Raw genomic sequence first — 15252 nt, 5'->3', positions numbered from 1 at the left:
TTTACTTGTTTATAGCGTCATTATATGAAATCTCTTTTTCGTCGATTTCTTTTTTATTTTCTTTTACCTCAACTTCCTCAACCTTAGCAGCGGCCGTTTTTTCTAGTACGGGAGCCTCTTCCTCGCTACCACCGGTAAGCATACCCCCAAAACTTTGAAAGCCGATACCCATTAATCCGGTAATGATAAAGGTGATGCCAAGACCCCTTAAAGGTGGTGGTACATTCGAATATCTAATCTTCTCGCGAATGGCGGCAATGGCCAAAATGGCCAAGAACCATCCGATTCCGGAACTGACACCATAATTGAAGGCCAATCCCAACGTCGCGATTTCCCTGGATTGCATAAATAACGAGCCCCCAAGTATTGCGCAGTTTACCGCAATCAAGGGTAAGAATATACCGAGTGAATTATATAGTGCCGGTGAAAACTTTTCAACCACAATCTCTACCAATTGTACCATGGTCGCAATCGTGGCAATAAACAGTATAAAGGATAAAAAACTTAGGTTATAATCTGCAAATTCGGGCCCCAACCATGCCAATGCCCCATCGCGAAGCAAATATTGGTCTAATAACCAATTCAAAGGTACGGTCACTGCCAATACAAAGATTACGGCCGCTCCTAAACCCACAGCAGTCGCCACTTTCTTTGAAACGGCCAAATAGGAACACATTCCCAAGAATACCGCAAACACCATATTATCGATAAATATGGACTTAAAAAATAATTCTATATGCTCTAACATAATTTTATTTTTAACTAACTACTAATTATCTTCAATTAAGGCTTTATTCCTTGACCGCTGTACCCAGATGATAATCCCAACCACGATCAATGCCGCAGGTGGTATAATCATGAATCCATTGTTTTCGTATCCTGTTGCATATAATCCCGTTTTTGCGATTGGGTTGCCTAAAACCGGGAAACCAAATAAGGTTCCTGAGCCCAACAGCTCTCTAAAAAATCCTACAATGATTAATATAACCCCATAACCAAGCGAATTACCAATGCCATCTAAAAATGATTTCCAAGGGCCATTACCCAACGCAAAGGCCTCGAAACGCCCCATAATAATACAGTTGGTAATAATCAATCCTACAAATACTGAAAGGGTTTTGCTTAACTCATACGCAAAGGCCTTTAATATCTGATCCACAATAATCACCAAGGTTGCTACAACGATAAGTTGTACAATTATCCTGATTTTCGAAGGGATGATATTTCGCATCAAGGAAATGACCACATTACCGATACCCAATACAAAGAGAACGGAAATGGCCATAACCACCGAAGCTTTCAACTCCGCGGTGATTGCCAATGCCGAACATATACCCAATACCTGAATGGTAATAGGATTATTGTCGGCTAACGGGTCAATGATTAAATTCGCATCTTTTTTTGAAAGTAGTGCCATATTATTTAACTCTAATCGTTTCTAAATAGTCTTTATAAAGATTTACGCTTTCACTGATCATCGCAGAAACCCCATTTCCTGTAATGGTGGCCCCGGCTAGCGCATCAACCTCATTATCATCCTTAATTTCGTTCAATGGATCATTATTGCCCTTGGCTACTGTAATACCGGCGTATTTAGTTCCGTCTAAAATAGATTCCCCGACGAAATCATCCATAAAGTAACGTTGCTTGATATTGGCGCCAAGACCAGGTGTTTCGGCGGCATGATCAAAATAAACCCCTTGGACCACCATTTCTTCATCCAAGGCGACAAAACCCCAAATGGCATCCCAAAGCCCTTTGCCTCTCATGGGAATGATATAGAATGTTTTGCCATCCTTATCCCCAATAAACAAGGGTAGTTTTCTGGTTTCGCCATTTTTTGCCGCTGTAGCCTGTTTTTTAAGGTCGATCAAATAAGCTTGATCATCTTTGGTAATCTTATCCCCTTCGATGATCAATTGCTCTTTAATATACTTTGAGAATTCACCTGCAACCGCATCGGTTGGTATAAAATTAACACTACCTTCTCCTTCATTTTCATTTATGCCCATGGCATAAAGGATGTTCTGTTGTTTCTCCAGTCGTTCGTTTTCTTTGATCTTTTCACTCAGAGAAGAGGCCAAAAAGGCTAAAATGGTACCCACAACAGCCACCATGGCGGCTGCAAAAATTATCGTGTAACTATTCTTTTCTGTATTGATTGCCATGATTAAACTGTTTCTGCTTTTAATTCTTCTGCTTTACTATCGGAATCCTTCGGAAGAATGGTTGCATTCTTAAGCCGTTTTAAGCGTTTTTTGATATTGGACTTAACTACGTAATGATCAATAGTCGGTGCAAATACATTCATAAGTAAAATAGCCAAGAACACCCCTTCCGGATAAGCAGGATTGAATACCCGAATCATTACCGACAGAAAACCGATCAAGAATCCATAAATCCATTTTCCGCGATTGGTCTGGGATCCGGTTACGGGATCCGTTGCCATATAAACAATTCCAAAGGCCAGACCGCCCACCAGTAAGTGTTGCCAATATTCAAAACTCATTAAGCCATAAAAATTACTGTACTCGGTTATGATTCCCATATCAACTATAACGTTGAAAATGTAACCCATAACCAGGGATCCGATGACGGCACTCAACATAATACGCCAACTCGCAATTTTGCTGAACACTAAAAACAAACCTCCTAAGAGAATCAAAAAGGTCGAGGTCTCACCCACAGAACCGGGAATAAATCCAAAGAACATATCCGAGACCGAATAATTGAGCTCGGCAAGATTATTTTGGGCCAAGGCCCCCAATACGGTTTCACCGGATATGGCATCCGCAGTACCTGTCCTTTCAACAGCCTCATAAACCCAAACCTTATCCCCACTCATCCAGGTCGGATATGCGAAAAACAAAAAGGCCCTTATCGTCAAGGCAGGGTTCAAAATATTCATACCCGTACCTCCAAAAACCTCTTTACCAATGACGACTCCGAAAATAACGGAAATGGCCAACATCCAAAGTGGTGTATCTATTGGAACAATTAAGGGCACCAACATACCGGTTACTAAATATCCTTCTTCTACCTCATGACCCTTGATGATCGCAAATATAAACTCAACACCTAAGCCCACTCCGTAAGACACCACGACCAAGGGCAATACCTTGATAATACCTATCCAGAAATTGTCCCAAGTAAGAAAATTTTCCCACAATGAAAGTTCACGCGACACGTTGTTTGCCACATCGATAGCGGCATAATGCTGATATCCGGCATTGAACATAGAAAAAAGCAATACTGGAACCAGAGCCAAGATTACCATGTTCATCGTTCGCTTCAGATCATCAGCACCTCTAACATGGGCACCCGAATGAGTAGTTTCATCGGGAGTGAATAGGAAGGTATGGAACGCAGCGAACGCCGGTGCCATTTTTTTATCCCTAAAATGATGTTTAAGTATATGCAGTCTTTTCTTAAAAGTCAATCTTCTATTACTCATCTTTTAGCCTATTTCTTTGTATAATAAATCCAATCCTTCGCGAATGATCTTTTGGTGGGGTTGTTTGGAAATGCAAATGAATTCGGTCAATGAAAAATCCTCAGGGGCCACTTCATACAATCCTAATTGCTCCATTTCATCAAGATCTTTCACCATACAAGCTTTTAATAGTTGCATGGGGTAAATATCCAATGGGAAGACCTCCTCATATTGTCCTGTAACTACAAATGCCCTATGTTCACCATTGGTATTGGTGTTTAAATCATATTTCTTATTGGGTTGTATCCATGAGAATGTCAAAGCCCTAGTAGTTGATATTTTATTAAAGACAGGTCGGGTCCACCCGAAAAATTCGTAATCGTCACCTTCAGGTATAGCGGTTACAGTGTTATTGAAATACCCCAAATGGCCATCCGGTCTACTTTTAGCACCGGTCAACACATCCCCATTGATTACCCTGAAATCATCATCTTTTACCCCACTACCATAAAGGAACGTAGCGATTTCGGCACCAATTATTGTTTTATAGTATTTTGGGGTCTTTACAGACGAACCGGCCAAAGCCACAATGCGTTCAGCATTGAACTTTCCTGTCAAAAGCAACTCTCCGATAATCACCAAATCCTGAGGAGTAACGGTCCATACCACTTCCCCTTTATTTATTGGGTCAATTCTATTGATTTGGGTACCCACAAGTCCGGCAGGGTGTGGTCCCGAAACTTTATGTAATTCTATGCCTTTAAGTCCAACTAAGGGAGAATTGGATTTCGTACCTACAGAAACGTGGACTTTCCCAGGGGTTAGTTTGCCCAAGGCCGAAATTGCCGCTTGTAACTCCTTTTCCTTACCTTGTAATATATAATCGCTTTCAGCCGCCAAAGGGGCCGTAGTGTAACCGGAAATAAAAATCGATTTGGGATTTGCATCCGGATTGGCTATGATATCATAAGGCCTCTGCTTAATAAAAGGCCAACAACCCGTTTTCAATAGATGTGCCTTGATCTCTTTTGAAGTAGCTTTTGAAACATCAAAAACTCCATGGTCTATAGCAGACTGCGACTTATCGGCAAGAATTTTAAGCGACAGGATTCGCCGCCTTGCACCGCGATTAATTTCAACCAGTTCACCACTTACCGGAGACACAAACATCATTGCCTCATTATTCTTGTTGTAAAAGAGTGTTTCGCCAGCTTTGACCTCAGCACCTTCCTTAACCAACATCTTTGGTGTAATTCCGTAAAAATCATTGAGGTTTAGCGCATAAACATTGCTTAAGACAGCTTTGGAAGTTGTCTGTTCGGCAGCACCTACAAGGTTAATGTTCAAGCCCTTTCGTATTCGGATGTCTTTAGACATAAATTGTAGACCTTAGGTTAACAAATTTTCGGGCAAAAATAGCATTTAATGGAAAGTATTCATAATTATCGTCCATAAATTTGGCATTTCACCGTAGAGAATTTGTAAGGTATGGTTTTTGTTTACCTTTACCGGAAAATTTAACCCTAAATGCGGCTTTTTCTTAAACATTTTTTACTCGTGCTTTTTGCACCTACCTTATTCGCGCAGGTCCAAGAAGAAGTAAATGCCCCTCCAACGATAAAATCGATTAGTTTCAAAGGGGAAAATGATGATCAATTTCCAATTGTTCAAATAGGTGAACCTATTTTTTTGGAGTTTGATGACCTTCTTGCCAACGAACAGGATTATTACTATAAAATTATCCATTGTGATTATGACTGGACACCTTCCCAATTATTAAAATCGCAATATTTGAGTGGTATTGACAACCAGCGCATATTGGATTATGAAAACAGTTATACCACCTTACAGCCATATTCCAATTACAAATTGACCATCCCTAATGAGAATGTAGGTTTAAAGGTTAGTGGCAATTACCTTTTGGAAATCTACAATGGTAGTAACGACCTACAATTTTCGAGAAAATTTATCGTGTATAAAGATTTGGTCAAAGTTGGAGGTGTCGTTAAGCGTACTAGGGATTTTTCGTTCATCGATGAAAAGCAGGTTGTTCAATTCAATATAAACGCGGGTAGCTTTAGTTGGGTAAACCCCAAAAAAGAGATTAAAGTGGCCATTCTACAGAATTATCATTGGCCAACGGCCTTATACAATATTACCCCACAATTTACAATAGGGAATGAACTTGTTTACAAATATGACCAGGAAACCAGCTTTTTTGGCGGTAATGAATATTTAAATTTCGACACTAAGGATTTGAGGGCACCGAGTTCGGCAATATCCCATATAGAAGTTGAGGATTTGTACAACCATTACCTTTTTGCAGACCGTTTCAGAGCAGAAAGGCCCTATACGTACTTCCCTGACATTAATGGGGACTTTGTAGTGCGAACGTTACAAGGTGACGACGTATCCCGGGAAGCCGACTACACCAACGTGCATTTTAGCCTTCCTTATTCAGAAGCAATCGCACTCGATGATGTTTTCGTATATGGGAAATTCAATAATTATGCTTTGGGTGATGAAAATAAGATGACCTACAATGAGACCAATGGAATGATGGAAGCCACCTTATTGTTGAAACAGGGGTTTTACAATTATAAATATGTGATTGAACGGGATAATGAGGTCATAGAATTGAATACTATTTCGGGTAATTTCCATTTTACAGAAAACAGCTATTTAATATTGGTTTATTACCGAAACTTTGGGGATATCTATGACAGCATCATAGGTGTAGGATCAACTAATTCCCAAAACATCAGTAACTAACCTATTTTAACCTCCATGGCTTATGGTTTTTGGCAATCGACTCTTTTTACGAAATTCCCATGCGAAACTTTCATCGACCCACTAGGCACTACGATAATCATTTGACAGGTGTACATCAGAAAAAAATACAATTATACCGATAATCCCATATTTACCTTCCATAATCAATCACTGTTGATTATCTTGCTCCTTATTAGTTTTTAGTAGACACCATAATTGCCCTGGATAGTGGTTGGGTTTTCATAACTATCTTTTCCATCTACCTGTATCAGGCCATGCGGAAATTCTACAAAGAAGAAACTTTTAAACAATAGTTAAATATCTTTTTTTAAAAACGATTTTTTTTATTTTAGCTGGCATTTCAGTAAATCCAATGTTCACTGAATGTTTAATAACATATGAAAATGGCGATGATAACACAAGTAACCAAAGGAATAAAAATATCAGTGAACACCAGTTTTGAAGGTACATTCTTCAAAAACTACAAAATGCATTTTGCGTTCGGTTATACCATAACCATAGAGAACCAAAGCAAAGATTCGGTACAACTGACTTCAAGGCATTGGCGAATCTATGATTCATTGAATGAAACTGAAGTTTTGGATGGCGAAGGGGTTATTGGTAAAAAACCGGTCATTAAACCAGGAGAGTCGCACACGTACAACTCCGGTTGCTTGTTGGCCTCTACAATCGGGGCGATGAAAGGTCATTATAATATGGTCAAAATAGGGTCTTCCGAAAAATTCAGGGTTTACATCCCTACCTTCAAGTTCAGTGCCCCCTTTGCCTTGAATTGATTCTTCTTTTACACTTCAATTAGTTTTTTATCGATTGCCAATTCAGTACCTTTGGTCAGTTTTTCAATTTAAAAAATACGACAATGGGTAAAGGTTTTTTTCAGGTACCAACGGCCATCAACGAGCCAATTAAAAGTTATGCTCCCGGTAATCCGGAAAGAAAGGAAGTTTTGGAACAATACAAGACATTTTTTAACGGGAATATTGATATTCCATTCTATATCGGAAGCAAGGAAATAAGGACAGGAAAGACAAAACCCATTTCCCCACCACATGACCATAAACATGTCGTTGGGCAATACCATCTGGCTGATAAGGCGCATATAGGACAGGCCATAAAAAGCGCCTTGGATTCTAGAACCGCTTGGGCCAATTTAACCTGGGAGCAGCGGGCCGCCATATTCTTAAAAGCCGCAGACCTAATTGCTGGACCTTTCAGGGCCAAAATCAATGCGGCAACCATGATCGCACAGTCAAAAAACATACACCAAGCGGAAATTGATGCCGCATGCGAACTCATAGATTTCCTCCGTTTCAACGTGGAATATATGTCCCAAATTTATGAAGAACAACCCGATTCTGCAGAAGGTGTTTGGAACCGAGTGGAATATCGGCCTTTAGAAGGGTTTGTTTACGCCATTACCCCATTCAATTTTACTGCCATTGCGGGTAACTTACCTGCCAGTGCGGCGATGATGGGGAATGTTGTTATCTGGAAACCCAGTGATAGTCAAATATTTTCTGCAAAAGTGATTGTTGATGTCTTCAAGGAAGCTGGACTTCCCGATGGGGTGATCAATGTGGTGTACGGTGATCCTGTCATGATTACGAAAACCCTGTTGGATAGTCCCGATTTCGCTGGATTGCATTTCACGGGCTCGACTTATGTATTCAAGGAACTCTGGAAACAGATAGGTAATAATATTCACAGGTATAAAACATATCCGAGAATAGTGGGTGAAACCGGAGGTAAGGATTTTATTTTGGCACATCCAACAGCAAATCCACAACAAGTCGCTACAGCGATAACCCGAGGTGCGTTTGAATTCCAAGGTCAAAAATGCAGTGCCGCTTCAAGGGTGTATTTACCCAAATCGTCATCAAAGGAAATCTTGGATTTGGTAAAAAAAGATCTAGCGTCTTTCAACAAACCCGGTTCTCCTGAAGATATGACCAATTTTATAACGGCTGTCATCCATGAAGGTTCGTTTGACAAATTGACCAAATACATTGACCAAGCGAAAAAAGACAAAAATGCAGAGATCGTGGCCGGTGGAGATTATGACAAATCGAAAGGCTATTTTATAGCCCCAACGGTCATTTTAACCACAGACCCACATTATACTACGATGGAAACCGAATTGTTCGGTCCCGTGGTAACGGTATACGTTTATAATGATAAGGATTGGTCGGCAACGTTGGAATTGATTGATCAAACCTCTGAGTATGCATTAACAGGGGCTGTGTTATCAAAAGATCGTTACGCTATTGATGAAGCGACCAAAGCGTTGCAGAATTGTGCGGGTAATTTTTATATCAATGACAAACCAACCGGTGCCGTTGTTGGCCAACAGCCTTTCGGAGGAGCTAGGGCTTCCGGAACCAATGATAAGGCAGGATCTGCACAAAATCTGTTACGATGGGTCTCGCCAAGATTGATCAAAGAGACTTTCGTTACCCCAATTGATTATAGATACCCATTTTTGGGTTAACAACAGGGTTTAACCCCAGATAAAAAAGCCCCTATTCTCTAGAGAATAGGGGCTTCTTATTACTCAACCGAGTAAGGGGTATACATCTATACGAACACCCAAACCTTGTTTTATGATAAAAATAATCCAAGGCTTCATATTAGTATTCGTTGTTATTTCCTGTTTTGATATTGGTGGCTCGATCTGCGGAACAAACAATCCCATAGAGGATTTGTATTGGTTAAGGGATGGGATAGAATATAGGAAAGCAAATCCTTTACTATAATATTGATTTTATTTTTCGGATTTAAAATACGTAGAAACAAACGTCAAAAAATTCCATTTTAAACCGGCCAAAACCATCAGCAGAATTAACGTAATTACCTAATTATAAATACTTTAACATCTATTATTTGGAAAGCTGGACAATTTCTATGTAAATTTAACGTTAAGTAAATGTAAATTTTTAGTAAAAATAGAATTTACATTCCTAATTTATGAACCTATGAATGCAAAAAACAACAATCAAGACACGTCAATGAACAGTATGTTCTCTTATTTAAATAGAGTGCAGAAATATATTAAGAAGTATGCAGAGGATTGCAGTTATGCCTTCAATTCAATGTTTAAAATCTAAGAGATCACCCCTTGAATTTAAGGGGTAGATAGACCACTTTTTTCGTGCTGAAAAAATCTTCCGAAAAATAATCGGACAATTCAAGGGTCTGTGCATTCCTATAGTCTTTCAGTTCTTCTGACAAGTCCCCTCCTTTTAAATAAAGAATTCCGTTTCGCCTTTCGTGTTTTGACTCCTTTTTAATTTTTCCCTTTACCCAATGCACAAAGGTAGGCATTGCTGCGACCGCCCTACTGACTATAAAATCGAACTGTTTGTCCAAATCTTCAACCCTCTTATTTATTGGGGTTACATTTTGTAATTGCAAGCCATCGACCACTTCTTCAACGACCTTGATCTTTTTACCAATAGAATCTACCAATGTGAATTTAGAATCTGGAAACAAAATGGCCAGGGGTATGCCCGGAAACCCACCACCTGTGCCTACATCCAAAATATCACTGCCCGGCTTAAAGGGTTGTACCATAGCAATGCCCAGGGAATGTAAGACATGGCGCAAATACAAGTCTTCAATGTCCTTGCGTGATACCACGTTGATTTTGAGGTTCCAATCTTTGTACAAATTTTCCAATGCCACGAACTGCTGACGTTGAATATCGGATAAATTGGGAAAATATTTAAATACTATCTCGGCATTCATGTTTATCTTTGTATTTTGCAAAAATAGCATATTAGGATTTCCCTTTAATTGAAACAATTTTATTAATACGCTGTCATTGCCTTATATTAACACATAGCATTCAACAGATGGATACAAAAACAGTGCGTTTCTCCAGAAAGGATTCCGCCCAATTTTTCAAGACTTTAAATAAAAGAGTAAACGAATATTTCAAAGAAACCCACAAGAAAAAAACCGGTGACTGGCGATTACATCTAAAGACAATTGTCATGTTCGCCTTATTCCTAACCCCCTACTTTTTAATATTGACCTTAGGGTTGCCAAATTGGGCCAACCTGCTATTGACCATTGTTATGGGTGTGGGAATGGCCGGAGTTGGTATGAACGTAATGCATGACGGCAATCATGGCTCTTATTCCTCTAAAAGATGGATCAACAAGATAATGGGCGGCAGTATATACATCCTTGCAGGTAATGTATACAATTGGCAAGTGCAGCATAATGTTCTGCATCATACCTATACCAATATCCACGAACATGATGAAGACTTGGAAGCGGGTCGCATCTTACGTTTTTCCAAACATGCCGAATGGCATAAATACCACAAATTCCAGCATTTTTATTCGATTTTCCTTTATGGACTTTTAACTTTCAATTGGGCCATTACCACTGATTTTCAGCAGATGTACCGTTATATGAAGAGAAAGCTTTCCTTTGGCAAACTACCCAATCCAGTGATCAATTGGAGTACTTTGGTCATCACAAAATCAATCTATGTGGCCATTTGGATCGTGCTGCCCATGCTTATTTTGGACATTGCTTGGTGGAAGATATTAATTGGTTTTTTTATTATGCATTATGTGGCAGGCGTTATCCTTAGTGTGGTATTTCAATTGGCACATGTCGTAGATGAGGCTGAAACACCTTTGCCTGATGAAAGCGGGACTATGAAAAATACCTGGGCGATACATCAATTATTCACGACTGTAAACTTTGGGACCAAAAACCGTATTGTAAACTGGTTTACCGGAGGGTTGAACCATCAGGTTGAACACCATATTTTCCCTAATATTAGCCATATACATTACACAAATATTTCCAAAATTGTTAAACAAACAGCAAAAGAGTTTAATTTACCTTATAACGAATATAAAACTACAAGAAAAGCTATAATTTCGCACTTCAAACATTTAAGGGAATTGGGTAAAAAACCCACATTACAGTACCAGTAAATTTAAGAATTCAATGAACAACCATTTATCCGAAAGAATTAACAATATGGCTACTTCGGCCACATTGGCCATGGCTGCAAAAGCCAGGGAACTAAGAGGTCAAGGCAAAGATATTATTGGGTTGAGTTTAGGGGAACCCGATTTCAATATCCCCGATTTTATCAAGGAAGCCGCAAAAAAAGCCATAGACGAGAATTATAGCAGTTATTCACCGGTGGATGGCTATGTCGATTTAAAACAGGCCATTTCGAACAAATTCAAGCGAGACAATAATCTAGAATACGGATTAAACCAGATTGTAGTTTCGACCGGCGCCAAGCAGTCATTGGCCAATATAGCCATGGTTATGTTGAATAAGGGGGACGAGGTTATCTTACCAGCCCCTTATTGGGTGAGTTATAGCGACATTGTAAAACTTGCAGAGGGTGTTCCTGTTGAAGTACCCACCAGTATTGCCTCTGATTTTAAGATGACTCCCGAACAACTCGAGGCAGCCATTACCCCTAAGACCAAAATGATGTGGTTTAGTTCGCCTTGCAACCCCAGTGGTTCGGTGTATAACGAGAAAGAATTAAAAGGATTGGTCGAGGTCCTAAAAAAGCATCCAGGTATTTTTGTTGTGTCCGACGAAATTTATGAGCACATTAACTTTAGGGGAGGTCATGTGAGTATTGCCGGTATTGATGGTATGTATGATCGTACGATAACCGTCAATGGGGTTTCGAAAGCATTTGCCATGACGGGTTGGCGTATAGGATATCTTGGAGGGCCAGATTGGGTCGCCAAAGCATGCACCAAGTTTCAAGGACAAAACACAAGTGGTGCCAATGCCATTGCCCAAAGGGCAACCATTACGGCCCTGGAAGCCCCTATAAGTAAAATTCAGTTTATGATCGATGAATTTCATAAACGAAGGGATTTGATCCTTGACCTTTTGGGAGAAATAAAAGGTTTCAATCTCAATGTCCCTGAAGGTGCTTTCTATGTATTTCCTGACATATCGAGTTTCTTCGGAAAAACAATGAAAGGCAAAAAAATCAATAATGCCTCTGACTTTGCCTTGTACTTATTGGAATTCGCAAATGTTGCTACGGTAACCGGCGAAGCCTTTGGCAACCCTAATTGCATACGAATCTCCTATGCCGCTTCTGAAGCGGAGCTGAGGGAAGCCATATCACGGATTAAAGCCGCGTTATAAAATCAAAAACCCGCAAAAGCGGGTTTTTTTATATGTCTTTCCAAAAGTAAGGTGTTAAGATAATCAGTACAGTAAAGAGTTCCAATCTTCCTAAGAGCATTAAAAAACCTAGCCACCATTTCCCCAATAGAGGTAATCCGTTAAAATTACTCAATGGATTAAGGGAGCCCAAAGCTGGACCAACATTCCCCAAAGAGGAAGCTGCTCCGCCTACTGCAGATTCAAAATCCAATCCCAAGAAACCCAACACCAGGGAACCGATGATAAACAACAACATATACAGTACGAAAAAGGCGATTATATTGTAGACGATATGCTCCCTTACTGTTTTATTATTATATCTAACGGGAATAACCGCATTTGCATGTAAGGTTCTCTTAAACTCTAATATGCCATTCTTAATGATAAGAAGGTGTCGCATAACTTTTATACCACCAGCAGTTGACCCTGCCGAACCACCTAGAAAAAACAAACCAAAAAAGAGGACCTTAAGGAACGGGGTCCAATTGCTAAAATCCGCGGTTACAAAACCTGTTGTTGTTATTACCGAAACGACTTGAAAAAGGCCATGCCTAAAGGCACTTTCGGCAGGTCCGTTGACCATAGGATGATAATCCGACACAGGAACATTTGCTTGGAAATATACTCCCAAAGCAACAATAACGGTAAATATCAATATAAAGGTAAAGTAGAATTTAAATTCTTCATCCATTAATACACGTTGTATTTTCCCCTTAAAGGCAAAATAGCTAAGTACAAAATTGCTCCCTGCCAAAAACATGAAAAAGATAACGATATATTGAATCAATGGTTGGTCGTTCCAATATGCCAAACTCGCATTTTTTGTAGAAAATCCGCCGGTCGATAAGGTTGCTAAGGAATGGTTTAAAGCATCAAAGAAAGACATGCCAGCAAACTTTAGCAATATGGTTTCGGCAATGGTGTATCCCACATAAATATACCAAAGTCGTTTTGCCGTATCTGTAATCCTTGGATGTAATTTATCGGCACTTGGGCCTGGGGCCTCAGCCGCGAACAACTGCATTCCCCCAATTCCTAAAAGAGGAAGTATGGCAATGGCCAGTACAATGATTCCCATTCCTCCAATCCAATGGGTAAGACTTCTCCAGATCAAAATACCTTTGGGCAAAATCTCAATATCATCCAAAATCGTCGCTCCGGTAGTCGTATAACCAGAAATCGTTTCGAAAAAGGCATTGGTGACATCGGGAATCGCCCCAGAAAATAAATAGGGCAACATCCCAGAAATAGACATCACGATCCACCCAAAGGTAACTATGATATACCCCTCCTTTCGCTTTACCTCCTTCTTATGGTTTCTCGTAAAATACATGGCAGTAATCCCAATGAACATTGAGGTTATGGAAGCCAAGGTAATATCCAAGGTAGCGCCATCATCATAAATACCGCTCATTATCGCAGCAAAAAGCATGAACAATCCATTAAAGAGCAAAAGAAGCCCCATTAAATGGATTATGATTTTGGAATTCAAAGACATACTAGAGAAATAAACGTTCTATTTTTGGTATGGCATCAGGCAAACAGCAGACCACTACCCTATCCCCGGACCGTATTTTAAAATCCCCGAGGGCAATAACACCTATACCATCCCTGACGACACCACCTATAGTAGCTTCCTCGGGAAATTCGATTTCCCGGATTAGCTTGCCCCTAACCTTTGAAGTTGGTTTAACTTCGAATTCGAGGATCTCTGAATTCAGATTGTTAAGGCGCATTAGGGCTACTACCTTCCCTTTTCTAATATGCCTGAAAATATGGTTCGCAGCCAAAAGCTTTTTATTGATAAGCGTATCAATACCGATAGAATGTGAAAGTTGAAAATAGTCCATATTCTCAACGAGTGCGATTGTCTTTTTAATATGTTTTGATTTTGCTACCAAACATGACATGATATTGGTCTCGGAATTACCGGTTACGGCCACGAAAGCATCCATAGAATCCAAGCTCTCTTCCTCTAATAATTCAACATTTCTACCATCACCATTGATGACAAGAGCATTAGGAAGATCATCAGCCAAATCAAAGGCCTTTTCTTTGTTCTTTTCAATAAGCTTAACGTTGAATTTCTTTGCACATAGATCCCTCGCAGTTTTAAATCCAACCTTACTTCCGCCGAGGATCATGACATTCCTGATTTCTTCCTTCTTTTTGTTGGTCAATTTGTACAACTCATCGACCCCTTCCGGGGTTGTTATAAAATAAACCTGGTCACCTTCCTTGAAAATGGTATCCCCCCGTGGTATAACAGTGAATTGGGTCCCCAAGCGTTGTAAGGCAATGGGCATAAAATGATGCTCTGTGAATATTTGGGCCGCTTCTTTCACCGTTTTACCCACGAAAGGTGCACTTTTTTGCAATGAAACTCCGACCATAATCAATTTACCCCCCTCGAATTCATACGTATCATTAAAGGCCGATTTATTCAACAAGAGTTGAATTTCCTCTGCAGCTAACTGCTCAGGTGAAATCAATTCATCTATTCCTAATTCAGAAAAACGTATAATATCCCTATTTTGGATAAATTCCGTGTTTGAGATTCTTGCTATGGTTCTTTTACAGCCCAATTGCTTGGCCAACATACAAAAGGTAAGATTGGTGGTCTCCGAAGATGTAACACCAATGACCAGTTCCGAGTGATGCACATCAGCTTCCTTCAATAAGGAAATCGAAGTAGCATCACCTCGCAACACCTTAATATCCAAATGATTATCCGCATATACCAAACTCTCTTTATCCGTATCTATCAAGGTAATATTCTGAGATTCGTATGAGAGTAATTTTGCCAAGTGAAACCCTACTTCACCAGCACCGGCAATAATAATTTTCATGTA

13 protein-coding genes are annotated in these 15252 nt (G+C 39.8%); 5 read left to right on the top strand and 8 right to left on the bottom strand.

What is annotated here, in order from left to right:
* Window position 1 precedes the first annotated feature (1 nt).
* From nqrE to HPE63_RS17585, 5 genes are read right to left on the bottom strand one after another with little or no spacing between them, the layout of a single operon-like run.
* A complete protein-coding gene (gene nqrE / locus HPE63_RS17605) occupies window positions 2–748 on the bottom strand; it encodes an NADH:ubiquinone reductase (Na(+)-transporting) subunit E (protein ID WP_188315625.1) in 747 nt (248 codons plus the stop codon).
* Between the two features lie 21 nt (window positions 749–769).
* Complete coding sequence (locus tag HPE63_RS17600) at window positions 770–1417, bottom strand: NADH:ubiquinone reductase (Na(+)-transporting) subunit D (RefSeq protein WP_188315624.1); 648 nt, start codon at window positions 1415–1417, stop codon at window positions 770–772.
* 1 nt (window position 1418) lies between these two features.
* On the bottom strand, window positions 1419–2168 hold the full coding sequence (locus HPE63_RS17595; protein ID WP_188315623.1) for a Na(+)-translocating NADH-quinone reductase subunit C: 750 nt from the start codon (window positions 2166–2168) through the stop codon (window positions 1419–1421).
* A 2-nt stretch (window positions 2169–2170) separates the two neighbouring features.
* On the bottom strand, window positions 2171–3454 hold the full coding sequence (locus tag HPE63_RS17590; RefSeq protein WP_188315622.1) for an NADH:ubiquinone reductase (Na(+)-transporting) subunit B: 1284 nt from the start codon (window positions 3452–3454) through the stop codon (window positions 2171–2173).
* A gap of 3 nt (window positions 3455–3457) precedes the next feature.
* Window positions 3458–4810: a Na(+)-translocating NADH-quinone reductase subunit A gene (locus HPE63_RS17585; protein WP_188315621.1), complete on the bottom strand. Its 1353-nt coding sequence runs from the start codon at window positions 4808–4810 to the stop codon at window positions 3458–3460.
* 150 nt (window positions 4811–4960) lie between these two features.
* Between HPE63_RS17585 and HPE63_RS17580 the strand changes: the two genes are divergently transcribed.
* From HPE63_RS17580 to pruA, 3 genes are all read left to right on the top strand, one after another.
* Complete coding sequence (locus HPE63_RS17580; RefSeq protein ID WP_188315620.1) at window positions 4961–6205, top strand: type IX secretion system plug protein; 1245 nt, start codon at window positions 4961–4963, stop codon at window positions 6203–6205.
* A 410-nt stretch (window positions 6206–6615) separates the two neighbouring features.
* A complete protein-coding gene (apaG, locus tag HPE63_RS17575; protein ID WP_188315619.1) occupies window positions 6616–7002 on the top strand; it encodes a Co2+/Mg2+ efflux protein ApaG in 387 nt (128 codons plus the stop codon).
* Window positions 7003–7085: 83 nt separating this feature from the next.
* Window positions 7086–8714, top strand: coding sequence for an L-glutamate gamma-semialdehyde dehydrogenase (gene pruA, locus HPE63_RS17570; protein ID WP_188315618.1), 1629 nt, complete (start codon window positions 7086–7088; stop codon window positions 8712–8714).
* A gap of 620 nt (window positions 8715–9334) precedes the next feature.
* Here the strand turns inward: pruA and rsmG are convergent.
* Window positions 9335–9970, bottom strand: a complete 636-nt coding sequence (gene rsmG, locus HPE63_RS17565) for a 16S rRNA (guanine(527)-N(7))-methyltransferase RsmG (RefSeq protein WP_223198210.1) — start codon at window positions 9968–9970, stop codon at window positions 9335–9337.
* A gap of 107 nt (window positions 9971–10077) precedes the next feature.
* On the opposite strand from rsmG, the gene HPE63_RS17560 reads away from it, so the two are divergent.
* Window positions 10078–11181 (top strand): fatty acid desaturase family protein, encoded by a 1104-nt coding sequence (locus tag HPE63_RS17560; RefSeq protein ID WP_188315616.1) that lies wholly within the window; start codon window positions 10078–10080, stop codon window positions 11179–11181.
* Between the two features lie 13 nt (window positions 11182–11194).
* Window positions 11195–12379 (top strand): pyridoxal phosphate-dependent aminotransferase, encoded by a 1185-nt coding sequence (locus HPE63_RS17555; protein WP_188315615.1) that lies wholly within the window; start codon window positions 11195–11197, stop codon window positions 12377–12379.
* 28 nt (window positions 12380–12407) lie between these two features.
* Here the strand turns inward: HPE63_RS17555 and HPE63_RS17550 are convergent, their stop codons facing one another.
* Window positions 12408–13898: a TrkH family potassium uptake protein gene (locus tag HPE63_RS17550; protein ID WP_188315614.1), complete on the bottom strand. Its 1491-nt coding sequence runs from the start codon at window positions 13896–13898 to the stop codon at window positions 12408–12410.
* A gap of 1 nt (window position 13899) precedes the next feature.
* Window positions 13900–15249 (bottom strand): Trk system potassium transporter TrkA, encoded by a 1350-nt coding sequence (gene trkA, locus HPE63_RS17545; protein WP_188315613.1) that lies wholly within the window; start codon window positions 15247–15249, stop codon window positions 13900–13902.
* Between the last annotated feature and the right edge of the window lie 3 nt (window positions 15250–15252).

Source organism: Maribacter arenosus (genome assembly GCF_014610845.1).
GTDB classification, from domain to species: domain Bacteria; phylum Bacteroidota; class Bacteroidia; order Flavobacteriales; family Flavobacteriaceae; genus Maribacter_A; species Maribacter_A arenosus.
The sequence above is the reverse complement of the archived record's forward strand: the minus strand, read 5'-3'. Positions and strand labels throughout refer to the sequence as shown.

Excerpts from the sequence above, each read along its gene's own strand:
- nqrE (WP_188315625.1), bottom strand. The coding sequence starts at position 748 with ATGTTAGAGCATATAGAATTATTTTTTAAGTCCATATTTATCGATAAT.
- HPE63_RS17600 (WP_188315624.1), bottom strand. The coding sequence starts at position 1,417 with ATGGCACTACTTTCAAAAAAAGATGCGAATTTAATCATTGACCCGTTA.
- HPE63_RS17595 (WP_188315623.1), bottom strand. The coding sequence starts at position 2,168 with ATGGCAATCAATACAGAAAAGAATAGTTACACGATAATTTTTGCAGCC.
- HPE63_RS17590 (WP_188315622.1), bottom strand. The coding sequence starts at position 3,454 with ATGAGTAATAGAAGATTGACTTTTAAGAAAAGACTGCATATACTTAAA.
- HPE63_RS17585 (WP_188315621.1), bottom strand. The coding sequence starts at position 4,810 with ATGTCTAAAGACATCCGAATACGAAAGGGCTTGAACATTAACCTTGTA.
- HPE63_RS17580 (WP_188315620.1), top strand. The coding sequence starts at position 4,961 with ATGCGGCTTTTTCTTAAACATTTTTTACTCGTGCTTTTTGCACCTACC.
- apaG (WP_188315619.1), top strand. The coding sequence starts at position 6,616 with ATGATAACACAAGTAACCAAAGGAATAAAAATATCAGTGAACACCAGT.
- pruA (WP_188315618.1), top strand. The coding sequence starts at position 7,086 with ATGGGTAAAGGTTTTTTTCAGGTACCAACGGCCATCAACGAGCCAATT.
- rsmG (WP_223198210.1), bottom strand. The coding sequence starts at position 9,970 with ATGAATGCCGAGATAGTATTTAAATATTTTCCCAATTTATCCGATATT.
- HPE63_RS17560 (WP_188315616.1), top strand. The coding sequence starts at position 10,078 with ATGGATACAAAAACAGTGCGTTTCTCCAGAAAGGATTCCGCCCAATTT.
- HPE63_RS17555 (WP_188315615.1), top strand. The coding sequence starts at position 11,195 with ATGAACAACCATTTATCCGAAAGAATTAACAATATGGCTACTTCGGCC.
- HPE63_RS17550 (WP_188315614.1), bottom strand. The coding sequence starts at position 13,898 with ATGTCTTTGAATTCCAAAATCATAATCCATTTAATGGGGCTTCTTTTG.
- trkA (WP_188315613.1), bottom strand. The coding sequence starts at position 15,249 with ATGAAAATTATTATTGCCGGTGCTGGTGAAGTAGGGTTTCACTTGGCA.